Origin of the sequence: Pseudomonas sp. B33.4 (genome assembly GCF_034555375.1) — a bacterium.
Classification (GTDB): Bacteria; Pseudomonadota; Gammaproteobacteria; order Pseudomonadales; family Pseudomonadaceae; genus Aquipseudomonas.
The window spans coordinates 6,136,114-6,159,515 of the sequence record NZ_CP140706.1 but is presented as its reverse complement, the minus strand read 5'-3'; the positions used below and the strand labels follow the sequence as shown (position 1 = coordinate 6,159,515).

The 23,402-nt window shown below is 61.6% G+C and carries 21 protein-coding genes; 14 read left to right on the top strand and 7 right to left on the bottom strand.

Annotated elements, in window-relative coordinates; translation table 11 throughout:
- Window positions 1-2 precede the first annotated feature (2 nt).
- The 7 genes from U6037_RS27305 to gshB all read right to left on the bottom strand — a co-directional run bounded on the left by U6037_RS27305 (window position 3) and on the right by gshB (window position 6,049).
- The gene (locus U6037_RS27305) at window positions 3-1,274 is read right to left on the bottom strand and encodes a dihydroorotase (protein ID WP_236427400.1); all 1,272 of its coding nucleotides are present in this window, start codon (window positions 1,272-1,274) and stop codon (window positions 3-5) included.
- A complete protein-coding gene (locus tag U6037_RS27300) occupies window positions 1,271-2,275 on the bottom strand; it encodes an aspartate carbamoyltransferase catalytic subunit (protein WP_007913665.1) in 1,005 nt (334 codons plus the stop codon). Before U6037_RS27300 ends, U6037_RS27305 begins: the two co-directional genes overlap by 4 nt.
- A gap of 27 nt (window positions 2,276-2,302) precedes the next feature.
- Window positions 2,303-2,809 (bottom strand): bifunctional pyr operon transcriptional regulator/uracil phosphoribosyltransferase PyrR, encoded by a 507-nt coding sequence (gene pyrR, locus U6037_RS27295; RefSeq protein ID WP_322845135.1) that lies wholly within the window; start codon window positions 2,807-2,809, stop codon window positions 2,303-2,305.
- Between the two features lie 80 nt (window positions 2,810-2,889).
- Window positions 2,890-3,327, bottom strand: a complete 438-nt coding sequence (ruvX, locus tag U6037_RS27290; protein WP_064589634.1) for a Holliday junction resolvase RuvX — start codon at window positions 3,325-3,327, stop codon at window positions 2,890-2,892.
- Window positions 3,327-3,899 carry a YqgE/AlgH family protein gene (locus U6037_RS27285; RefSeq protein ID WP_008077846.1) on the bottom strand — a complete coding sequence of 191 codons (573 nt, stop codon included), beginning with the start codon at window positions 3,897-3,899 and terminating at the stop codon, window positions 3,327-3,329. Before U6037_RS27285 ends, ruvX begins: the two co-directional genes overlap by 1 nt.
- A 172-nt stretch (window positions 3,900-4,071) precedes the next feature.
- On the bottom strand, window positions 4,072-4,971 hold the full coding sequence (locus U6037_RS27280; protein ID WP_322845134.1) for an energy transducer TonB: 900 nt from the start codon (window positions 4,969-4,971) through the stop codon (window positions 4,072-4,074).
- A 106-nt stretch (window positions 4,972-5,077) separates the two neighbouring features.
- Window positions 5,078-6,049, bottom strand: coding sequence for a glutathione synthase (gshB, locus tag U6037_RS27275; RefSeq protein WP_322845133.1), 972 nt, complete (start codon window positions 6,047-6,049; stop codon window positions 5,078-5,080).
- Between the two features lie 225 nt (window positions 6,050-6,274).
- On the opposite strand from gshB, the gene pilG reads away from it, so the two are divergent.
- The 14 genes from pilG to mdcH all read left to right on the top strand — a co-directional run bounded on the left by pilG (window position 6,275) and on the right by mdcH (window position 23,386).
- Window positions 6,275-6,679: a twitching motility response regulator PilG gene (pilG, locus tag U6037_RS27270; protein ID WP_007913673.1), complete on the top strand. Its 405-nt coding sequence runs from the start codon at window positions 6,275-6,277 to the stop codon at window positions 6,677-6,679.
- A 60-nt stretch (window positions 6,680-6,739) separates the two neighbouring features.
- Complete coding sequence (pilH, locus tag U6037_RS27265; protein WP_007913674.1) at window positions 6,740-7,105, top strand: twitching motility response regulator PilH; 366 nt, start codon at window positions 6,740-6,742, stop codon at window positions 7,103-7,105.
- Between the two features lie 10 nt (window positions 7,106-7,115).
- Window positions 7,116-7,655 carry a chemotaxis protein CheW gene (locus U6037_RS27260; protein ID WP_007913675.1) on the top strand — a complete coding sequence of 180 codons (540 nt, stop codon included), beginning with the start codon at window positions 7,116-7,118 and terminating at the stop codon, window positions 7,653-7,655.
- Window positions 7,656-7,799: 144 nt separating this feature from the next.
- Window positions 7,800-9,848 (top strand): methyl-accepting chemotaxis protein, encoded by a 2,049-nt coding sequence (locus tag U6037_RS27255; protein WP_123454282.1) that lies wholly within the window; start codon window positions 7,800-7,802, stop codon window positions 9,846-9,848.
- Between the two features lie 11 nt (window positions 9,849-9,859).
- On the top strand, window positions 9,860-15,757 hold the full coding sequence (locus tag U6037_RS27250) for an Hpt domain-containing protein (protein ID WP_322845132.1): 5,898 nt from the start codon (window positions 9,860-9,862) through the stop codon (window positions 15,755-15,757).
- Complete coding sequence (locus U6037_RS27245) at window positions 15,750-16,220, top strand: chemotaxis protein CheW (RefSeq protein WP_322845131.1); 471 nt, start codon at window positions 15,750-15,752, stop codon at window positions 16,218-16,220. The genes U6037_RS27250 and U6037_RS27245 overlap by 8 nt, the downstream gene beginning before the upstream one ends.
- A 505-nt stretch (window positions 16,221-16,725) precedes the next feature.
- Window positions 16,726-17,091: a DUF6124 family protein gene (locus tag U6037_RS27240; RefSeq protein ID WP_322845130.1), complete on the top strand. Its 366-nt coding sequence runs from the start codon at window positions 16,726-16,728 to the stop codon at window positions 17,089-17,091.
- 296 nt (window positions 17,092-17,387) lie between these two features.
- Entirely contained in the window at window positions 17,388-19,058 is a 1,671-nt protein-coding gene (gene mdcA, locus U6037_RS27235; RefSeq protein ID WP_007913685.1) for a malonate decarboxylase subunit alpha, read from the top strand.
- Window positions 19,058-19,930 (top strand): triphosphoribosyl-dephospho-CoA synthase, encoded by an 873-nt coding sequence (locus U6037_RS27230; RefSeq protein WP_322845129.1) that lies wholly within the window; start codon window positions 19,058-19,060, stop codon window positions 19,928-19,930. The genes mdcA and U6037_RS27230 overlap by 1 nt, the downstream gene beginning before the upstream one ends.
- Entirely contained in the window at window positions 19,930-20,229 is a 300-nt protein-coding gene (locus U6037_RS27225) for a malonate decarboxylase subunit delta (protein ID WP_007913697.1), read from the top strand. The genes U6037_RS27230 and U6037_RS27225 overlap by 1 nt, the downstream gene beginning before the upstream one ends.
- A complete protein-coding gene (locus U6037_RS27220; RefSeq protein ID WP_322845128.1) occupies window positions 20,222-21,073 on the top strand; it encodes a biotin-independent malonate decarboxylase subunit beta in 852 nt (283 codons plus the stop codon). The genes U6037_RS27225 and U6037_RS27220 overlap by 8 nt, the downstream gene beginning before the upstream one ends.
- Window positions 21,070-21,855: a biotin-independent malonate decarboxylase subunit gamma gene (gene mdcE, locus U6037_RS27215; protein ID WP_322845127.1), complete on the top strand. Its 786-nt coding sequence runs from the start codon at window positions 21,070-21,072 to the stop codon at window positions 21,853-21,855. The genes U6037_RS27220 and mdcE overlap by 4 nt, the downstream gene beginning before the upstream one ends.
- Window positions 21,849-22,469: a malonate decarboxylase holo-ACP synthase gene (locus U6037_RS27210; RefSeq protein WP_322845126.1), complete on the top strand. Its 621-nt coding sequence runs from the start codon at window positions 21,849-21,851 to the stop codon at window positions 22,467-22,469. The genes mdcE and U6037_RS27210 overlap by 7 nt, the downstream gene beginning before the upstream one ends.
- A complete protein-coding gene (mdcH, locus tag U6037_RS27205) occupies window positions 22,466-23,386 on the top strand; it encodes a malonate decarboxylase subunit epsilon (protein WP_322845125.1) in 921 nt (306 codons plus the stop codon). Before U6037_RS27210 ends, mdcH begins: the two co-directional genes overlap by 4 nt.
- Window positions 23,387-23,402 lie beyond the last annotated feature (16 nt).

Genomic DNA, 23,402 nt, shown 5'->3' with positions numbered 1-23,402 from the left:
TATCAAGCCTGGTGGCTGATCCGCCCATCCACTAGCGTGTAGCGAACCACACCCGGCAAAGTGTGCCCGATGAACGGGCAGTTCTCGCCCTTCGACAACCAGCCTTCGCCAGCCACCGTCGAAGCCTGCGGGTCGAACAGCACGATATCCGCCGCACCACCAACCGCCAGCTTACCCGCCGGCAGGCGCAATGCCTCAGCCGGGCCTGCGCTCAAACGCGCCAGCAGCGTCGGCAGATCGAGCAAACCATCCTCAACCAGCGTCATCGCCAGTGGCAAAAGCAGTTCAACACTGCTGATGCCGGGCTCGGTTGCGCCGAACGGCGCCAGTTTGGCGTCGCGCTCGTGCGGCTGGTGATGGCTGGAGATCGCCGACACAACCCCGGACTTCACCGCTGCACGCAGGCCATCGCGGTCAGCACGCGTACGCAGCGGTGGCTGCACGTGGTACAGACTGCTGAAGTCGATCAGCGCTTCGTCAGTCAGAATCAACTGATACAACGCGACATCCGCCGTCACCTTCAAACCACGGGCCTGAGCCTGCGCGATCAGGGCAACACCGCGAGCGCTGGTCAGTTGGCTGAAGTGCGCGCGCACGCCGGTTTGTTCAACCAGCAACAGATCCCGGGCCAGCGCCACCGTTTCAGCGGTTTCCGGAATCCCCGGCAAGCCGAGGAAACTGGCCACCGCGCCTTCGTGAGCCAGACCGCCTTCGGCGAGATCATGATCCTGCGAGTTGAAAATCACCGTCAGATCAAACGTCGCCGCATATTCCAGCGCCCGGCACAGGGTGCGGGTGTTGCGGAAACTCTCCAGGCCGTTGCCGAACGCCACACAACCGGCGTCGCGCAGCGCCACCAGCTCGGCCAGTTGCTCGCCGTCCAGACCTTTGCTCAGCGCGCCAATCGGGAACACCTTGGTGTTGCCGGCTTCGCGGGCGCGGTCGAGGATCAGCTCGGCCACGGCGGAGGTGTCGAGCACCGGTTTGGTTTTCGGCGGGCAGCACAGGCTGGTCACTCCACCGGCGGCCGCTGCGCGGGTTTCGCTGATGATCGAGCCTTTACGGCTGTAACCCGGCTCGCGCAGGGCCACGTTCAGATCGACGAGGCCCGGAGCGGCGACGAGGCCTTGGGCGTCGATGGTTTCAACTGCCGTGAAACCCGCTGGGGCGGCGCCGAGGGCGACGATCTTGCAGGCTTCAACGTGAATGTCGGTGATTTGATCCAGGCCGCTGCTTGGGTCGATGACGCGTGCGCCGAGAATGCTGAGCTTCACTGGGCGTTCTCCTGCTCGAATTGACGCTGCGCGGTTTGTCCGCTCATGGCCATGGACAACACAGCCATACGAATCGCAATGCCGTAGGTCACCTGATTGAGGATCACCGAGTGCGGGCCGTCGGCCACTGCGGACTCGATTTCGACGCCACGGTTGATCGGCCCCGGGTGCATGACGATGCAATCCGGTTTGGCCCCGGCCAGACGCGCGGTGGTCAGGCCGAATAAGCGGTAGAACTCACCTTCGCTCGGCAACAGGCCACCAGTCATGCGTTCACGCTGCAGGCGCAGCATGATCACCACGTCGACGTCTTTCAGGCCTTCAGTCATGTCGGTGTAGACCTTCACACCGTATTGCTCGATGCCGATCGGCAGCAGGGTTTTCGGCGCGATTACGCGGATGTCCGGGCAACCGAGGGTTTTCAACGCGAGCATGTTCGAACGTGCCACCCGCGAGTGCAGGATGTCGCCGACGATGGCCACCGAAAGGTTTTCGAAACCACCCTTGTGCCGACGAATGGTGAGCATGTCGAGCATGCCCTGCGTCGGGTGCGCATGACGGCCGTCGCCGCCGTTGATGATCGCCACTTGCGGGCAAACATGTTCGGCGATGAAGTGCGCGGCACCGGAATCACCGTGGCGCACGACAAACATGTCGGCGGCCATGGCTTCGAGGTTGCGCAGGGTGTCGAGCAGCGTTTCACCCTTGCTTGCCGACGAGGTCGACACGTTCAGGGTGATCACGTCCGCCGACAGCCGCTGGGCCGCCAGTTCGAAGGTGGTGCGGGTGCGCGTGGAGTTTTCGAAGAACACGTTGCACACGGTCTTGCCGCGCAGCAACGGGACTTTCTTCACCGCCCGGGCACCGACTTCGAGGAACGAGTCGGCAGTGTCGAGGATTTCCGTCAGCAACTCGCGGCGCAGGCCGTCGAGCGAGAGGAAGTGGCGCAGCTGGCCCTGATCATTGAGCTGCAGCGGGCGCTTGGTATCTAGAGGCGTCATCGCGAAGGGGACTCTCAATAGGGCGGATTAAAGGTTGAAGTCTTGCAGTTCGAGCGTCAGCGGCTCGGGGCCGGACAGCTTCACCCGTTCGTGAGCGTCCAGCGACAGCGTCGCACCGACCACGTTCGGGCGGATCGGCAGCTCGCCGGCGTCCAGGTCCAACAAGCAGACCAGGGTCACGCTGGCCGGGCGGCCGTAGTCGAACAATTCGTTCATGGCGGCGCGGATGGTGCGGCCGCTCATCAGTACGTCGTCGATCAGCACCAGATGCTGGCCTTCGATCTCGAAGGGCAGGGCGGACGGGCGCACTTGCGGGTGCAGGCCGTTCTGGCTGAAGTCGTCGCGGTAGAAAGAAACATCCAGCGTACCCAGTGGCGCGTCGCTGCCCAATTCCTTGAGCAGAGCCTGCGCGACCCAGATACCGCCAGTGCGAATGCCGATGTAACGCGGTTCAGTGATTTCACGCTGGGCAAGGTGCGCCTTGAGGCGGGTCGCCATCTGGCTGATCAGATCGGCGGGATTTGGCAGGCTCATGGTTGCTCCTTGTTGGGGGCGAGTCGGGTCCTTGGACGCGACTCGGTTTTTCACTCAAAAGAAAAGCGCCGAAGCGCTTGTCAGGATTCAAACAATGCAGTGTTTTCATCGAGCCAGCCCTGCAATAGCAGAGCGGCGGCGATGGCATCCACCGGGTTGTCGCGGTAACTGCCTTTCTGACCGCCACGGGCCAGTCGTTCGCCTTTGGCCTCGAACGTGGTCAGACGCTCGTCATGGGTATAGAAGGGCAGGTTGAAGCGGCCATTGAGGCGCCGGGCGAACTTTTCCGCACGTACGCACATGTCGCTCGGCGTGCCGTCCATGTTCAGCGGCAGGCCGACGACCACGGCGTCAGGTTTCCATTCTTTTATAAGGGCTTCGACCTGGTTCCAGTCAGGCACGCCGTTCTGTGCCTTCAAGGTGCACAGCTCGCGGGCCTGGCCGGTAATCACCTGGCCGACCGCGACGCCGATCTGTTTGGTGCCGTAGTCGAAGCCGAGAATCAGGCGCAGGGCCATCAGGCGTGACCTGCCTGGCTGGTCAGCAGGCTGAGGTTGATCCCCAAATGCCGGGCCGCCGCTTCGAGGCGCAATTCGCTGCTGGTGTTGAAGAGGATGTCGGCGTCGTACGGGCAGGTCAGCCAGGCGTTGTCGGCCATTTCGGCTTCCAGTTGCCCTGCCTCCCAACCGGCGTAACCGAGGGCAATCAGGCTTTTCGCCGGGCCTACACCGTCAGCGATGGCAAACAGCACGTCCTGCGAGGTCGACAGGGCCAGATCACCGTCCAGTTGCGCGGTGGCCTGGAAGGTCTTGCCCGCCGGATGCAGCACGAAACCGCGATCGGTCTGCACCGGACCGCCAATGAAGATCGGCACGTGCTGGCAGAGTGCTGGCGGATCGATGTCCGGGCGCAGCTGCTCAAGGATGTCGGCCAGATTCAGCTCTTGCGGCCGATTGACCACAATCCCCATCGCGCCATTGGCCGTGTGCTCGACGATGTAGGTCAAGGTGTGGGCAAAGTTCGGGTCGGCCATGTGTGGCATGGCGATCAGGAATTGATGCTTGAGGTAGCTGGGGCTGACGTTTTTCATGTGCGCTAGTGTGGCGTTCGGGGGGCAAACTGACAAGCTGGAGATGCTGACAACAACACAGATCCATTGTAGGAGTGAGCCTGCTCGCGATAGCGGTGTGCCAGAATCGAAATTGTTGACTGATACACCGCTATCGCGAGCAGGCTCACTCCTACAAGGGGTCTGTGGTGTGTCAGTTGCTCGAGAGCTTGTCGCCTCGGGCGAATTTCCAGGTACGGATGATTTCCAGACGGTCGATATCCGACAAGTCCCCGGTAAACGGGGCAAACGGTGCCGCCAGTCGGACGATACGCTGCGCCGCCTGATCCAGCAGCGGCTGGCCGGACGATTCCAGCACCAGCACTTCATACAGCGAGCCGTCGCGATTGATCGAAACCATCAGGCGCAAATTGCCGTAGATCTGCTTGCGCCGTGCTTCCTCGGGGTAATTGAGGTTGCCGATGCGTTCGACCTTCTTGCGCCAGTCGTCTTTGTACCAGGCACCCTTGTCACGCATGGTCGAGGCGGCGCTCAAGCGGTGGATGCGCGGGCGCTTGGCGTACAGCTGTTGTTCCTTGGCCAGTTCGGCTTCGAGGCTGGCGATGTCGCTGGACAGCTGCGAGCTATCGAACTCCGGCGCCTCGACCGTCGGTTTGACTTCAGTCTTGGTTTCTTCTTTCTTGGTCGGCGCTTTTTTCGGTTTCGGCGCAACAGTCGTCACCGCAGCCTTGGGCGCGGCTTCCTGCACTTGCGGCTTTGCAGCCGGTGGCGGGGTGACTTTCTTGACCTGATTGTCCTGAAATGGCGCCACCTCGGTGGTTTTCGGGATCGCCTTCTTGTCCAGCGTGCCGCTGCCTTCCTGATGCTCTTGAGCGAGAAAATCCGCCTTCTCCGGCTTCTTTTCGCTCTTGAAGGTGGCGAGGGTGATTTCCAGGGTTTTGCTGATTTGTTTGGGCTCGACCATCGTGAAGCCGACGCCGAGCAGCAGCGCCAAATGGATCAGCGCCGCGAGGAACAGGGTAAAACCGAGGCGATCGGCCGGGCGCACGCCACGGTGGGCGAGTTCTGCGGGCAGATCGGACGGGAGGGTCATGACAGAAAAACCAACATCGCGTTTTTACGGGCTCGGCATGATAACGCAATGTTGGTTTTTAGCTGCAAGCTTCAAGCGGCAAGCGACAGGCTGCGCACTGCTGGCTTCAAGCTTGCGGCGTGCGGCTATTAGCTTGCAGCTTGCTTTCGATCGCATCCATGAGCAGGCCGCCAATGTCAGTGCCAAAGGCATTGTCGATTTCACGGATGCAGGTCGGGCTGGTGACGTTGATTTCGGTGAGGCTTTCACCGATCACATCGAGACCGACGAACAGCAGGCCTTTTTCGCGCAAGGTCGGGCCGACCTGAGCGGCGATCCAGCGATCCTTTTCAGTCAGCGGACGCGCTTCACCACGGCCACCGGCAGCGAGGTTGCCACGGGTTTCGCCCTGTGCCGGAATCCGCGCCAGGCAGTAATCCACCGGCTCGCCGTCGATCATCAGGATGCGTTTGTCGCCGTCCTTGATTGCCGGCAGGTAAGCCTGGCCCATGATCTGCTGGCCACCGAGGGCGGTCAGGGTTTCCAGGATCACCGACAGGTTCGGATCGCCCGCGCGATGACGGAAAATAGAAGTGCCGCCCATGCCGTCCAGCGGCTTGAGGATCACGTCGCCGTGCTTGGCGGCGAATTCACGCAGCACGTCGGCGCGACGGCTGACCACGGTCGGCGGCGTGCACTGCGGGAACAGCGTGGCGAATAGCTTTTCATTGCAGTCGCGCAGGCTCTGCGGCTTGTTCACCACCAGCACGCCAGCGGTTTCGGCCTGTTCGAGCAGGTAGGTGGAGTAGACGAACTCCATGTCGAACGGCGGATCCTTGCGCATCAGGATCACGTCCAGATCGCTCAGCAGGTTGTCCTGCTCGGCGTCCAGTTCGAACCATTTTTCCGGGTTGGCGAAGACTTTCAGCGGCCTCATGCGCGCCCGTGCCTGACCTTCGCCCTGATACAGGTCGCGCTGTTCCATATAGAACAGTTCCCAGCCGCGCTTTTGCGCGGCCAGCAGCATGGCCAGCGAGCTATCCTTTTTATAGGAGATGCTGGCGATAGGGTCCATGACAATCCCGACGCGAACGCTCATTGGGTTTTCCTCGAAAATTGGCTACCGGATCGGTATTGAAAAAGTGCCGCCAGAGTGGCGCCGGGCGGGTTTTCGGTCAAGGAAAAACCCGTCGATAGATTGCATCTGGAGACTGTGCTAAAAAGGCTGGCGAAGCGTGCTGGCCCTTGAACATCAAGGGTTTCGAGCCATTCATAACCGCAAAACGGACAAATTGATTCGCAAAGGCGACGGTAGAGCCCTCTTATGGAACAGCAGTCCAGCGCCTTGAAGGTCATGGTCATCGACGACTCGAAAACGATTCGTCGCACCGCCGAAACCTTGTTGAAGAATGTCGGGTGCGAAGTAATCACGGCGATCGACGGTTTCGACGCTTTGGCGAAGATCGCCGACAACCATCCCGGGATCATTTTTGTCGACATCATGATGCCGCGTCTGGATGGTTATCAGACCTGCGCTTTAATCAAGAACAACAGTGCGTTCAAGGCCACACCGGTGATCATGTTGTCATCGCGAGACGGGCTGTTCGACAAGGCCAAGGGGCGGATTGTCGGTTCTGATCAGTTTTTGACCAAGCCGTTCAGCAAGGAAGAGCTGCTCAACGCGATCCAGGCCCATGTTCCGGGCTTCGCCGCCGTTTTGCCGCAGTAAGACACGTACAGTGACGCTCGGCCAGCGGGCCGCACGTCGACAAGAAAAATGGGGAAAACCATGGCACGTATCCTGATCGTCGATGATTCGCCGACTGAAATGTACAAACTCACCGGCATGCTCGAAAAGCACGGCCATGAAGTGCTCAAGGCCGAAAACGGCGCCGACGGCGTGGCCCTGGCCCGTCAGGAAAAACCTGACGCGGTGCTGATGGACATCGTCATGCCCGGCCTCAACGGTTTTCAGGCCACTCGCCAGTTGACCAAGGACGCCGACACCAGCCACATCCCGGTGATCATCATCACCACCAAGGATCAGGAAACCGACAAGGTCTGGGGCACCCGTCAGGGCGCCAAGGATTACCTGACCAAACCGGTCGACGAAGACACCCTGATCAAGACCCTGAATAACGTGCTCAAAGGCTGATCGCGCAACCATGAGCGAATCGCTGACCGCCTTCGAACTGCTCTGGCAAATCGACCAGCGCTGCCGCTTGCTGGCGGCGGACCTGCCGTCGCAACCGGCGCGCCAGGATCGCTGGAGCGGCATCGGCTTTCGCCTTGGCGAGCATTGGTATGTGGCACCGATGGGCGAAGTCAGCGAAGTGCTGCACGAACCGCGCTTCACTCAATTGCCCGGGGTCAAGCCGTGGGTCAAGGGCGTGGCTAACCTGCGCGGGCGGCTGCTGCCGATCATGGATCTGTGCGGCTTCTTCGGCCATGAACTGTCGCCGTTGCGTAAACAGCGGCGGGTCTTGGTGGTCGAGCACGGCGACGTGTTTGCCGGGTTGATGGTCGATGAGGTTATTGGTCTGCAGCATTTCGAGCAGGACAGCTTCGAACCGATCTCGATCAGCAAGCGCCAGGGCTCCAAGGCCGAGTTCGTCAAAGGCTATTTTCGGCGCGAGCAGAACTGGCGGGTGTTCAGCCTGTTTGCCCTGGCCAAATCCCCGGTGTTCATGAGCGTCGCGATATAGCCGTTACAACAAAGATCCCTTGTAGGAGTGAGCCTGCTCGCGATTCAGGCACCGCGGTGTATCAAGTACACCGCGTTATCGTTCAATCGCGAGCAGGCTCACTCCTACAGGTTCTACCGGTGAGCTTCAAACAGGCGAGGACCGATGATAAAAGCAAAAACAGGCAAGCCGGCGGAAGGATCGCGCAGTCGCTCGCAGATCATCGTGCTGTTCATCGCACTGATCGTGTTCATCATGCTGCTGTTCGCCAACTTCGCTTACCTCAATACCCAGGCGAACTACGACAAGCAGTACATCGGCCATGCCGGTGAGCTGCGCGTGCTCTCGCAACGCATCGCCAAAAACGCCACCGAAGCCGCCGCCGGCAAAGCTGCCGCGTTCAAGCTGCTCAGCGATGCGCGCAACGATTTCGCCCAGCGCTGGGGTTACCTGAAGAAGGGCGATCCGGCCACCGGCCTGCCTCCCGCCCCGGCCACTGTGCGCCCGGAAATGCGCGCCGTGCAGCTCGACTGGGAACGCCTGCTGAAAAACACCGACGCGATTCTTTCCAGCGAACAGACGGTGCTGTCTTTGCACCAGGTCGCCGCGACCCTGGCTGAAACCGTGCCGCAGTTGCAGATCGAATACGAAAAAGTCGTCGAAATCCTCCTCCAGCGCGGTGCCCCGGCCGCGCAGGTCGCCATGGCCCAGCGTCAGTCGCTGCTAGCGGAACGCATCCTCGGCGCGGTCAACACCGTGCTCGCCGGTGACGAAAACTCGCAGCAAGCCGCCGATGCCTTTGGCCGCGATGCCACCCGTTTCGGCCAAGTGCTCAACGGCATGCTGCAAGGCAACCCGGCGCTGAAAATCAGCCAGGTCGAAGACCGCGACGCCCGTGCGCGTTTGAGCGAAATCTCCGAGCTGTTCCAGTTTGTATCCGGCTCCGTCGATGAAATCCTCGAAACCTCGCCGGAGCTGTTCAAGGTTCGTGAATCGGCGAGCAACATCTTCAGCCTCTCGCAAACCCTGCTCGACGAAGCCTCGCACCTGGCCACTCGCTTCGAGAACCTTGCCGGCGGACGCAATACCGACACCATCGGTGGCTACGTCCTCGGTTTGCTGGCGCTGGCCTCGATCATCCTTATCGGTTTGGTGATGGTCCGTGAAACCAACCGGCAACTGCGCGAAACCGCCGAGAAGAACGAGCGCAACCAGAACGCGATCATGCGTCTGCTCGATGAAATCGAAGACCTCGCTGACGGCGACCTCACCGTGACCGCTTCGGTGACCGAAGACTTCACCGGCACCATCGCCGATTCGATCAACTATTCCGTCGACCAATTGCGTGATCTCGTCGCGACGATCAACCTCACCGCCGGCCAGGTCGCCGCAGCGGTGCAGGAAACCCAGGCCACCGCCATGCATCTGGCGCAGGCCTCGGAGCATCAGGCCCAGCAGATTTCCGAAGCCTCGACGGCGATCAGCGACATGGCCGAATCCATCGATCAGGTCTCGGCCAACGCCGCCGAGTCTTCAGCGGTAGCCGAGCGCTCCGTGGAAATCGCCAACAAGGGCAACGAGGTGGTGCATAACACCATCCACGGCATGGACAACATTCGCGAGCAGATTCAGGACACCGCCAAACGCATCAAGCGTCTGGGCGAGTCGTCGCAGGAAATCGGCGACATTGTCAGCCTGATCGACGACATTGCTGACCAGACCAACATCCTCGCCCTCAACGCGGCGATTCAGGCGTCGATGGCCGGTGATGCCGGACGCGGTTTTGCCGTCGTCGCCGACGAAGTGCAGCGGCTGGCCGAACGCTCGTCCGCCGCCACCCGACAGATCGAAACCCTGGTGCGGGCGATTCAGACCGACACCAACGAAGCCGTGATTTCCATGGAACAGACCACCACCGAAGTGGTGCGCGGCGCGCGACTGGCGCAGGATGCCGGTGTGGCCCTGGAAGAAATCGAAGGCGTGTCGAAGACCCTCGCGGCGCTGATTCAAAGCATCTCCAACGCGGCGCAGCAGCAGACGACTTCCGCCGGGCAGATCTCGCTGACGATGAATGTGATCCAGCAGATCACCTCGCAAACCTCGTCCGGCTCCACGGCCACCGCCGAGAGCATCGGCAACCTGACGAAAATGGCCAGTCAGTTGCGGCGTTCGGTGTCCGGGTTCACCTTGCCGGCGGCGACAGATAAAGCGTGATCGGAGTGGTTATGGGTGATCGGCACGACTATGTGGCCCTCGAATGGGTCAAAGGCGAAATTGCCGAAACGCTGAGACAGGCGCATCAGGCGATTGAAGCCGTGCTCGAAGATCCGCAGGCCTTCCCCGGGCTGGACGAGTGCCACGATTACATCCATCAGGTCCACGGCAGTTTGCAGATGGTCGAATTCTACGGCGCAGCCCTGCTCGCCGAAGAAATGGAACATCTGGTCGAAGCCCTGCAGCACGAGCGCGTCAGCCATCGCGACGAAGCCCTGCACCTGTTGCTGCAAGCCCTTGGGCAACTACCGATCTACCTCGACCGCGTGCAAAGCGCCCGCCGTGATTTGCCGCTGGTGGTGTTGCCGCTGATCAACGATCTGCGCAGCGCCCGTGGCGAAAGCCTGCTTTCGGAAACCAGTTTGTTCAGCCCGCAATTGCCCGGACTACCGTCCTTGAGCGCCGATGAACTGGCGCTGCTGGAGCCGGCGGAACTGCCCAACGTGCTGCGCAAATTACGCCAGATGCTGCAAATGGCGTTGGTCGGTCTGTTGCGCGAGCAGGACGACCAGACGCACCTCGAATACTTGGCGAAAGTCTTCACCCGCCTCGAAGCCCTGAGCGGTGATTCGCCCCTGAGCCCGTTGTGGCAAGTCGCCTCGGCGCTGGTCGAAGGCATGCGCGAAGGCGTGATTGCCAACAGCCCGGCGCTACGCAGCCTGTTCAAGGATGCCGACAAAGAGCTCAAGCGTCTGCTCGACCAAGGCATTTCTGGCCTCAACCAGTCGCCACCGCCGGACCTGCTGAAAAGCCTGTTGTTCTATATTGCCAAAGCCGAACATCCCACCGGGCAGATGCTGACCATGAAAGATCGCTACTCGCTGGATGACGCGTTGCCCGACAGCGCGATGGTCGACGAAGAGCGCGCGCGCCTGGCCGGCCCCGACCGCGATGCGATGCGCTCGGTGCTGGCGGCGCTGTGTGAAGAGCTGGTGCGGGTCAAGGAACGCCTCGACCTGTTCGTGCGCAGCGACCGCCAGCACACCTCGGATCTGGAGAGCTTGCTGGCGCCGCTGCGGCAGATCGCCGACACCCTCGCCGTGCTCGGTTTCGGCCAGCCGCGCAAAGTCATCATCGATCAATTGGCGGTGGTGCTCAGCCTCGCCCAGGGCCAGCGTGAGCCGAACGACGCAATCCTGATGGACGTCGCCGGCGCCTTGCTCTACGTCGAAGCGACGCTGGCCGGGATGGTCGGCACTGTCGAGCCAGAAAGCCCGGAAGACGCGCGCTTGCCGACCACCGACCTGACGCAGATTCATCAGATCGTGATCAAGGAAGCGCGTATCTGCCTGCAACAGGCCAAGGACATGATCGTCGACTACATCGACGCCGATTGGGATCGCCAGCACCTGCAACCGTTGCCGGCGCTGCTGACCCAGGTGCGCGGTGCGCTGGCGATGATTCCGCTCAGCCGGGCGGCGAGTCTGGTCGAGGCGTGCAACGGTTTTATCCGCGAACATCTGCTGCTCGATCCGCATGAGCCGGGCTGGGAGCAACTCGATCATCTGGCCGATGTCATCAGCAGCCTCGAGTATTACCTCGAACGTCTGAGCGACGATCCGCAGGCGCCGAGCGAGCAGTTGCTGGATGTCGCGCAGAAGTCTCTTGCGAGTCTGGGTTTCTTTCCAAATGAGCCGCATGTGCCCGTGCTCGAAGACGTGCTTAGCCCCAGCGAAGCGCTGGTGATGCAGGACATGCAGGCGCTCGATGATCCGGAAACCGTACAGTCGCTGGCCGACGTTCTGGCCAGCCCGGTTTCTGCGGTTAACCCGCCAGCGCTGATCACCCCCGGCAGCCTGATGCCGCCACCGGCCGATGAAGAACCGGTCGACGACGAATTGCGCGAAGTGTTCCTCGAAGAGACCGACGAAGTCCTCGAAGTCCTCCACGAATACCTGCCGCGCTGGACCGCCAATCCGCAGGATCGCGACGCGCTGACTGAACTGCGCCGCGCCTTCCACACCTTGAAGGGCAGCGGGCGCATGGTCCGTGCGCTGATCCTCGGCGAGCTGGCCTGGGCGGTGGAAAACCTGCTCAACCGCGTGCTCGAACAAAGCGTCGAACCCGGTTCGGTGGTGCAGCAACTGCTTACCGACACGGTGCTGTTGCTGCCGGAACTGATCAACGAATTTGCCACCAACAGCCAACGTCAACGCAGCGATGTCGACCAACTTGCTGCCCGCGCACATGCCTTGGCCAAGGGTGACGAACCACTGGCGGCCGAAGACGTCGACGATGTGGCGGCGCTCGATCCGTTGTTGCTGGAGATCTTCCGCAACGAAGCCGAAACGCACCTCGCCAGCCTCAACCGTTTTCTCGATCAGGCCGCCGAACACTTACCGTTGCAAGCCAGCGACGAGTTGCAGCGCGCCTTGCACACGCTCAAGGGCAGCGCCTCGATGGCCGGCGTATTGCCGATTGCCGAACTCGCTGCACCGCTCGATCAACTGGCCCGCGAGTTCAAGGCGCACCAGTTGCCGCTGGACCTCGACGAAGTGGAGTTGCTCCTCGAAGCCGAGGGCCTGTTCCGCGTCGGCCTGCGTCAGCTCAAGCACGATCCGTTGGCGCCGATTGTCGGTGCGCAGTCGCTGATCAAGCGCTCGGAAACCCTGCTCGCCGAGCGTCTGGCGTCGATCCTCGATGCGCCGAATACCGGCCTGCGGATCAAGCGCGATCCGCAACTGATCAATAACTTCCTCGCTCAAGGCATGGACATCCTGCTCGATGCTGAGAGCCTGCTACAACGCTGGCAGCAACACCCCGGCGAGCGTCAGGAACTCAGCGCGCTGCTGGATGAGCTGACCACCCTTGGCGAAGGCGCGCATCTGGCCGATCTGCTGCCAGTCGATGTGTTGTGCGAAGCCTTGCTCGACCTGTATGGCGCGGTGGAAGAAAGCAGTCTGGCGGTCAGCGAACAGTTTTTCCGCGAAGCGCAGAACGCCCACGAAGCACTGATCAACATGCTCGACGAACTGGCTGCCGGGCAGGAAGTCACGCCACAGCCAGAGCGGATTCGTGCCTTGCATGATCTGCTCGATGAGAGTCTCGACCCGTCGTCGATGGGCCTTATTCGCAGCGATGGCAGCCGCACCTTGAGCATCCGTGAACTGGGCAGCGCCACCGCCGAGTTGCAGCAAAAGGCAACGGCGCTTGAGCCCGATGACGAGATCGTCGAGATCTTCCTTGAAGAGGCCGTGGACATTCTCGACAGCTCCGGCCAAGCCTTGCAGCGCTGGCTGAGCGACACCGACAACGTCGCGCCACTGTCCTCGTTGCAACGGGATTTGCACACGCTCAAGGGCGGCGCGCGGATGGCCGAAGTCGAGGCCATCGGCGATCTGGCTCAGGAGCTGGAAAGCCTTTACGAAGGACTGGTCGATCGTCGCTACCACTACAGCGAAAGCCTGGGACGTTTGCTGCTCAAGAGCCATGACCGCTTGGCGCTGTTGCTTGATCAACTGCAAAACCATCAGCCACTGACCCCAGCGCAGGATCTGATCGAAGCGATCCGTCAGGTACGTCAGGGCCACAGCGTCGCTGAAACGCCGCCAGCAACAACCGAGCACGACAGCGCCGGCCACGACCCGGAGTTACTGGAGATCTTCCTCGAAGAAGGTTTCGACATCATCGAAAACTCCGGCGCCGCATTGCTGCGCTGGCAGGCCGAGCCGGGCAATCGTCAGGAAGTGGAAACCCTGCTGCGCGATCTGCACACCCTCAAGGGCGGCGCGCGGATGGTCGAAATCGGCCCGATCGGCGACCTCGCCCATGAGTTGGAATACCTTTACGAAAGTCTTTCCAGCGGCGCTTTGCAGCCGTCGGCGGAGCTGTTTGCGCTGGTGCAGCGCGGTCATGATCGCTTGGCGCAAATGCTTGATGGCGTGCGCGCCGGGCAACCGTGCCCACCGGCCGATCGGCTGATCAACGCGATCCAGAATTTCAGCCACCCGGCGACGATAGAAACGCCGCCAGTGCTACCTGTTCCGGTCAAGGCTGACGCGGCGCTGCCGGCTGCCGACGCTGGCGCGGACATGGTCAAGGTCTCCGCCGAACTGCTCGACGAGTTGGTCAATCTGGCCGGGGAAACCTCGATCTTCCGGGGCCGTATCGAACAGCAAGTCAACGATGCACAGATTGCCCTGAACGAGATGGAAACCACCATCGAACGCATGCGTGATCAGTTGCGCCGCCTCGATACTGAAACCCAAGGGCGGATTCTCAGCCGTCAGCAAGTCGATGCCGAACGCCTCGGCTACGAAGAATTCGATCCGTTGGAAATGGATCGCCATTCGCAGTTGCAGCAACTGTCGCGGGCGCTGTTCGAATCCGCCTCCGACTTGCTCGATCTCAAGGAAACCCTCGACCGCCGCAATCACGACGCCGAGAACCTGTTGCAGCAACAGGGCCGCATCAACACCGAATTGCAGGAAGGCCTGATGCGCACGCGCATGGTGCCGTTCGAGCGCATGTTGCCGCGCCTCAAACGCATCGTCCGTCAGGTCGCTGAAGAGCTGAACAAAGACGTCGCCTTCGTCATTGGCAACGCTGAAGGCGAGATGGATCGCAACGTCCTCGAACGCATGGCCGCGCCGCTGGAACACATGCTGCGCAACGCCGTCGACCACGGTCTGGAGTCCGCCGAAGTGCGGCTGGCGGCGGGTAAACCGGCGCAAGGTCAGATCAGCCTCGATCTGTCGCGCGAGGGCGGTGACATCGTTTTCGACATTCGCGATGACGGTGCCGGGGTGCCGCTGGAAGCCGTGCGGCGCAAAGCAATCAAGCGTGGATTGCTCGCACCGAATGCCGAGATCAGCGACCGCGACGTGTTGCAGTTCATCCTCCAGCCGGGGTTTTCCACAGCAGAAAAAATCACGCAGATTTCCGGACGTGGCGTCGGCATGGACGTGGTGCACGAAGAAGTGCGGCAACTGGGCGGCAGCATGAGCATCGATTCGGTGCCGGGGCAGGGCGTGCATTTCCGCATTCGTCTGCCGTTCACCGTGTCGGTCAACCGCGCGTTGATGGTGCAGTGTGGCGAGGATCAATATGCGATTCCGCTGAACACCATCGAAGGCATCGTCCGCGTGTTGCCGAATGATCTGGAAGCTTACTTCCGGGTTGATCCGCCGCGCTATCAGTACGGCGGCCAGACCTATGAACTGTGCTACCTCGGCGAACTGCTGAAAACCGCGCCACGACCGAAACTGCTGGGGCAGAACCTGCCGTTGCCGGTGCTGCTGGTGCACTACAACGACCGGCGCATCGCGGTGCAGGTCGACACCATGGCGGGTACGCGCGAGATCGTGGTGAAGAGTCTCGGCGCGCAGTTCGCGGCAGTGCAGGGCGTGTCCGGGGCGACGATTCTCGGCGATGGCCGGGTAGTGCTGATTCTCGATTTGCTCGCGCCGATCCGTGCCATGCAGGCACGGGTTGCGCAGCCGCCGACGGTGCCGGAGATCGACAGCGAACCGCACAAACCACTGCTGGTGATGGTGGTCGACGACTCGGTCACCGTGCGCAAGGTCACCAGCCGTTTGCTCGAACGCCACGGCATGAACGTGCTGACCGCCAAGGACGGTGTCGACGCCATGCTGCTGCTCGAAGAGCACATGCCCGACCTGATGCTGCTCGACATCGAAATGCCGCGCATGGACGGCTTCGAAGTCGCCACCCAGGTGCGCAACGACGAACGCCTGCAACACTTGCCGATCATCATGATCACCTCGCGCACCGGCCAAAAACACCGCGACCGCGCCATGGCCATCGGCGTCAACGACTACCTCGGCAAGCCGTATCAAGAGTCGGTGTTGCTTGAAAGCATTGCCCAGTGGAGCAAGAAACATGCATGAACGCCGGCACAATCAGCGCAGCAGTCAGCTGACCGGGTTGCTGCTGCCATTGGCGGATCGCAATCTGATCCTGCCTAACGTTGCTGTTGCTGAGTTGATCGATTACCAGGCCAGCGCCTTCGATCTGGACTCGCCGCCGTGGTATCTCGGCAGGGTCATGTGGCGTGAGCGGCAGATACCGTTGCTCAGTTTTGAATCGGCGTGCGGGCAGAAAATCGTCATTGGCGAGCGCGCGCGGATCGTGATTTTGAATGCGCTCGGTGGGTTGCCGGAGTTGAAGTTCATTGCGCTGCTGGTGCAGGGGATTCCGCGTTCGTACAAGCTCGACAGCCAGTTGAGTTATGTCGATGTGCCGTTGTGTGCGCTGGAGCAGGCGGCGGTGCAGGTCGGGGAACAGGTGGCGAAAGTGCCGGATTTGTTGGGGCTGGAGAGGTTGTTGGTGGATGCTGGGCTGATCCACTGATTCAGAACTTTCATTGGCCTGACTGGCCTCATCGCGAGCAGGCTCACTCCTACATTTGGAATGCATTCCCCTGTAGGAGTGAGCCTGCTCGCGATAGCGCCTGCGGCATCCACCAAAATCCGACAGACAAATCCTCAATCCCCGCAGCGCAATAAACGCATCCAGGCACATCTGTTTAAAGACACCCGGTGTTACGGCTCCCTAGCCTACAAATCCTTGCGCCGCTGCCTACGCATGCACCAGAATCCGCCGGCTTGTGCGCCTTGGTCATGCTGCGTAACTTGATTCCGTCACTGATTCCCAGTGATCGGGTTTAGCAGCCCGTGGTTAATCTAAGGGTGCACATGCATCATCGTCAGGCTCAGCGCCTGCATTCGATGGCGGCTGTGCGCAGGGCGCTTCGGCGCGCCGGCTTCCTTAGGTTCCCCGGTCTGCTAACCTGCGTTCAGCTGCCACCCCTTCTTTTAGCAGAGAAGTGGTTCCAGCTTTATTTCGGAACCTGAAGATGATTAAACCTACGCCTAACCCCCCGCTCGCAGATCCAGCATCCCCCTACGAATCCCCCGATTCGAAGAAATTCCACGAAGCCGCCGAACGCGCGCTCGACCATTACCTCGGCCCTACCAACGCCGATCTGATGGCCACGCCCTACACCCCCAACACGCTGTACATGGCTAATCCCAATGCCGACACCGAATCCCTGCTGGCTGACGCCAGCGAAACCCTAGGCTCGGCTACGGTGATGCTCAACAATCATGCGGCAACGGTGGAAGGTACGCACCGCAAGACTGTGCAAGGTATTGCGCAGGTGGTGATGGTGGCGGAGATGGCGGTCAACCGTGTTTTGGATAAGTTGGTGCCGACGGAGTGATTTAAACGCCGACCCTCACCCCAGCCCTCTCCCGGAGGGAGAGGGGGCCGACCGTGGGATGCTCACAAGTGACGCCGACCTGAAAATACTGCTGTGAATCCATAATCGACTCGGTGGGGCAGGTCGATGTATGGCGCCAGACACCTCGGTCGGTCCCCTCTCCCTCCGGGAGAGGGCTAGGGTGAGGGCGCTCTTGATCGTTACCCTGAGCGTAATGATTCACCACCGCGCTTGATTGATGCCCCCACCCCACACGCCTACCTTAGCTCCACGACAGCGAACCCCGTGGAGTGAGCATGACAACAACAATTTCCCCCGACTCGCGCTGGACGCGGCGGCGCGATGAGAAGCAGCGCCGCCTCGACAAAGTGCGCGGGCTGGCCGACGGTGTGGTGTTGCCCACCGACAAGATCGTCGCCGCGCTCGAAGCGCTGATTCATCCCGGCGACCGTGTGGTGCTGGAGGGCAACAACCAGAAGCAGGCGGATTTCCTTTCGCGCTCGCTGGCCAAAGCCGACCCGGAAAAGCTCCACGACCTGCACATGATCATGCCCAGCGTCGGCCGCTCCGAGCACCTCGACCTGTTCGAACGCGGCATCGCCCGCAAGCTCGATTTCTCCTTCGCCGGCACCCAGAGCCTGCGCATCAGCCAGTTGCTCGAAGACGGCTTGCTGGAAGTCGGCGCGATCCACACTTACATCGAACTCTACGCCCGGCTGGTGGTGGACCTGATCCCCAACGTCGTGCTCTCGGCCGGGTTCATGGCCGACCGCGCCGGCAACATCTACACCGGCCCGAGCACCGAAGACACCCCGGCACTGATCGAACCGGCGGCGTTCAGCGACGGCATCGTCATCGTTCAGGTCAACCAGTTGGTCGACGACGTCAGCGAACTGCCTCGCGTGGACATCCCCGCCTCATGGGTCGATTTCGTCGTGGTGGCCGACAAGCCGTTCTATATCGAACCGTTGTTCACCCGCGACCCACGCCACATCAAGCCTGTGCACGTGCTGATGGCGATGATGGCGATTCGCGGCATCTACGAAAAACACAACGTGCAGTCGCTCAACCACGGCATCGGTTTCAACACCGCCGCCATCGAATTGATCCTGCCGACCTACGGCGAATCCCTCGGCCTCAAAGGCAAGATCTGCCGCAACTGGACGCTCAATCCGCACCCAACACTGATCCCGGCGATCGAGAGCGGTTGGGTCGAAAGCGTGCATTGCTTCGGCACCGAACTGGGCATGGAAAACTACATCGCCGCGCGCCCGGACGTGTTCTTCACCGGACGCGACGGCTCGCTGCGTTCCAACCGGATGTTCTGCCAACTCGCCGGGCAATACGCGGTGGACCTGTTTATCGGCGCGACGTTGCAGGTCGATGGCGATGGCCATTCCTCAACCGTGACCCGTGGCCGCCTTGCCGGTTTCGGCGGTGCACCGAACATGGGCCACGACCCGCGCGGTCGGCGTCACGGCACCCCGGCGTGGCTGGATATGCGTCATGACGATTCGCAGCAACCGATGCTCGAACGCGGCAAAAAGCTTGTGGTGCAAATGGTCGAGACCTTCCAGGAGGGCGGCAAACCGACCTTCGTCGAAACCCTCGACGCCGTGGAAGTGGCGAAGAAAAGCGGCATGCCGCTGGCGCCGATCATGATCTACGGCGACGACGTCACCCACCTGCTCACCGAAGAAGGCATCGCCTATCTGTACAAGGCGCGTTCGCTGGAAGAGCGCCAGGCGATGATCGCTGCGGTCGCCGGCGTCACCGCCATCGGCCTGCGCCACAACCCGAAAGACACCGAACGCATGCGCCGCGAAGGCCTGATCGCCTTGCCCGAAGACCTCGGCATCCGCCGCACCGACGCCACCCGCGAACTGCTCGCGGCGAAGAGCGTGGCCGATCTGGTCGAGTGGTCCGGCGGCCTGTACAACCCGCCCGCCAAATTCAGGAGCTGGTAATGCACGCATTTAACCTGCAAGCGAAACCGCTTTCTCTGGCTGATCGATTGGCCGATCTGGCGGTGGACGCGCTGATCGACGAAGCCGATCTGTCGCCGAAACCGGCACTGGTCGACCGTCGCGGCAACGGCGCGCACACCGATTTGCACCTGGGTCTGATGCACGCTTCGGCGCTGTCGTTGTGGCCGGCGTTCAAGGAAATGGCTGAAGCGGCGGTTGCAATCGGCGAAGTCGTTTCAACGTTGCGCGAAGCGATTGGCCGCATCGGCCGTGAAGGCGAGCAAGCCATGCTCACGACCACCAACGGCGTGAACACGCATCGTGGTGCAATTTGGGCGCTGGGGTTGTTGGTGACGGCCGCTGCGCTCGAACCGCAATCCTCCAGCGCTAACGCCGTGACCCTGCGTGCTGCACGTCTGGCCTTGCTGGACGATCGCCACGCGCCGAAACCCTTGAGCCACGGCGCCCAAGTCGCCCTGCGTTTCGGCGCACGCGGTGCTCGCGAAGAAGCGCAACTCGGCTTCCCTTCGGTGCTGCAACGCGGTCTGCCGCAACTCAAGCTCAGCCGTGCCCAAGCAAGCGGCGAACAGAACGCCCGGCTCGACGCCTTGCTCGCAATCATGACGAATCTGGCCGACACCTGCGTGCTCTACCGCGCCGGCGAAGAGGGTTTGCAGGCCATGCAACACGGCGCGCAAGCGGTGCTCGACGCCGGTGGCAGCGCCAGCCTCAGCGGTCGACGCCGCTTGCACGAACTCGATCAACAACTCATCGCATTGAATGCCTCGCCCGGTGGCGCCGCCGACTTGCTCGCCGCCACGCTGCTGCTCGATCGCATCGAGCGCGACGGCATCCTTCAGGGAGCGTTTTGATGGAAACCCTATCGTTTGAATTCCCCGCCGGGCAGCCGCCACGCGGTCGTGCGCTGGTCGGTTGTGTCGGTTCGGGTGATCTGGAAGTGCTGATCGAACCGGGTCTGGCCGGCAAGCTGACCATCAACGTGCAGACCTCGGTCAACGGCGCGCAGCTGCGCTGGCAGCACCTGTTTGCGCGGATGTTCGACGGCACCACGCCGCCGGCGATGGCCATCGATATCCACGATTTCGGCGCGACGCCGGGGGTGGTGCGCTTGCGTCTGGAACAAGGTTTCGAGGAGATCGGCCATGACTGACAGCGCCGCGTTGCTCAACAAACACAGCTTCGTCGAACTCGGTGCGCGGCAACGGGCGAAGGCCTTGCTCGATGCCGGCAGCTTTCGTGAATTGCTCGACCCGTTTCAACGGGTGATGTCGCCGTGGCTTGAACGCCAGGGCGTGGTGCCGCAGGCCGATGACGGCGTGGTGATCGCCAAGGGCAGCCTCGACGGTTTGCCGGTGGTCATCGCCGCGATTGAAGGCGCGTTTCAGGGTGGCAGCCTTGGCGAAGTCGGCGGGGCGAAGATCGCCGGCGCGCTGGAACTGGCGGCTGAAGACAACCGCAAAGGCATTCCGACCCGCGCGGTGTTGCTGCTGGAAACCGGTGGTGTGCGTTTGCAGGAAGCCAATCTCGGGCTGGCGGCGATTGCTGATATTCATGCGGCGATTGTCGATTTGCAGCAGTACCAACCGGTGGTCGGCGTGGTCGCGGGTAGCGTTGGGTGTTTCGGCGGTATGTCGATTGCGGCGGCGCTGTGCAGTTATTTGCTGGTGACTCAGGAAGCACGCCTCGGTTTGAACGGCCCGCAGGTGATTGAGCAGGAAGCCGGAATCGAAGAATACGATTCCCGCGACCGGCCCTTCATCTGGAGCCTGACCGGTGGCGAGCAGCGTTTTGCCAGTGGTCTGGTGGATCGTTACGTCGCGGATGACGTGGCGAAGATTCGTCAGCAGGTCGGTGAATTGCTCCAGCAAGGTTTGCCGAAGCAACCTCGCAGCCAGAGCGCCGAATGGTTTCTGCAACGTCTCGGCAGTCTGAACACTGACCCGCAAATCGAACCGTCGGTGGTTCGCGATCTGTATCAAGGAGAGCGCTCATGAGCGGTTATTCGCTGCGTGGTTTGAACTGGTTCAACGCCTTGAGCGCGGGCGCGGGCGCTGTCGAAGGGCTGCCGCCATCGTTGAAGGTTGCTGACAGTGAGCTGGGGCGTTTTATCGCTGTGGTCGCTGATCCGGACAATCGTTTTCCGCGTGCTCGTAATGGCGAAGTCGGCTTGCTCGAAGGTTGGGGTCTGGCCAAGGCTGTGGATGACGCGATCAGCGCTGACCGTGACAAAGCGCAGAAGCGCCCGATCATCGCCATCGTCGATGTGCCGAGCCAGGCTTACGGTCGGCGCGAAGAAGCCCTCGGCATTCATCAGGCGTTGGCCGGTGCGGCGGACAGTTATGCCCGCGCGCGTTTGGCCGGGCATCCGGTGATTGCGTTGCTGGTCGGTAAGGCGATGTCCGGGGCGTTTCTGGCGCATGGTTATCAGGCCAACCGTTTGATTGCGTTGCGCGATCCCGGCGTGATGGTGCATGCAATGGGCAAGGCGTCGGCGGCGCGGGTGACGTTGCGCAGTGTTGAAGAGCTGGAAGCGCTGGCCGCCACTGTGCCGCCGATGGCCTATGACATCGACAGTTATGCGAGTCTCGGATTGCTCTGGGAAACCCTGTCGGTGCAGCAGATTGAGCAGCCAACCGCAGAGGATCTGGCACGGGTGAACGAATGCCTGAAACAGGCCATCAGCGATATCTCCAGCACTGACTTGAGCAATCGTCTCGGCGCGAAGAATCGTACGGCCTCCAGCAAGGTGCGTGAACTGTTGAGGGCGCAGTGGTGAGCACGCCTCTGGCCCACGATCTGCTCTGGGGCATGACCCCGGCGCAGTTGCCGGCGGATGCGCCGTTGTGGGCAGTCGAGTCGCTGGCCGCTGGGCAACCGGTGGTGGTGCGGCGTGCGTTGAGTGCTGAAGGTTTTGTCGCGGTGGGCGTGCGCGGGGTGTTGCGCGAGCAGCGGTTGGCGGCGTTTATGGCGTTGGATTCGATTGCCTGTCGGGTCAGTCCGGAAGCGCTGTGTCATGTCGACAGCGAGCGCGATCTGCCGGTCATGCAGGCGCTCAAACAACTGCGGCCGATGCTCGACGATTGCGGTTGGGTATGGGGTGTCAGCGGCAGTGTCGGGTTTGAATTGGCCAGCGGTTTTAAAGCGATGCACGCGGCCAGTGATCTCGATCTGATTCTGCGTACACCGCAACTGTTCACGCGTAACCAGGCACGCAAACTGGTCGAGCTTTTTGATCAAGCCGTGTGCCGGATCGACATGCAACTGCAGACGCCGTTAGGTGCTGTGGCATTGCGTGAATGGGCCAGCGGTTCGGCGCGCGTGCTGCTGAAAAATGCTCATCAGGCTTGTCTGGTGATTGATCCGTGGAACCCGCAGGAGCAGGCAGCGTGAGCAGTCTGCTGGTGTTCCCCGGTCAGGGCGCGCAGCAGGCGGGAATGCTTCAGCGTTTGCCTCGGGAGACCTTGGTTGAGGCCAGCGATGTGCTTGGCGAAGATGTTTTGTTGCTGGATTCCAGCGATGCGTTGCGCACGACAAGGGCGGTTCAGCTATGCCTGCTGATTGCCGGAGTCGCTGCTTCGCGGCAGTTGTTGCAGGACGGACTGACGGCGGACTACGTCGCCGGCCTGTCCATCGGCGCTTACCCGGCAGCAGTGGTTGCCGGCGCTTTGAGCTTCAGCAATGCGTTGCATCTGGTCAGCCTGCGCGGTGAGTTGATGCAACAGGCTTATCCACAGGGCTACGGCATGACCGCGATCATCGGCCTGCAATTATCCACAGTCGAAACGTTGCTGGCGCAGGTGCACAGCGAAGATTCGCCGGTGTATCTGGCCAACATCAACGCCGACAATCAGGTGGTGATTGCCGGCAGTGACAAGGCCATGCAAACGGTGGCCGAACTGGCGCGCAGTCGTGGTGCCGGTCTGGCAAAACGTCTGGCGGTGAGTGTGCCGTCGCACTGTCCGCTGCTGGAAAATCCGGCGCAAACCCTCGCCGAAGCTTTCGCCAAGATTGAACTGAAAACCCCGAAAATCGCCTACCTGAGCGGCAGTCGTGCACGCCCTGTGACCAAAGTAGAAGCGCTGCGCGACGACCTCGCCTTCAACATGTGCCGCGTGGTGGATTGGCGCGGCACCGTGCAAAGCGCTTACGAGCGCGGCGTACGTTTACAGATCGAACTGCCGCCCGGTGCGGTGCTGACCGGGCTGGCGCGCCGGGTGTTCGAACAAGGCACCGTGACTGCCTTCGACAGTGCGCGTCTCGACACCTTGCAGGCGCTGTTGCGTGAGGAGGGTGGCCGCCAACTCTAAAACCGCCGACTCAAGC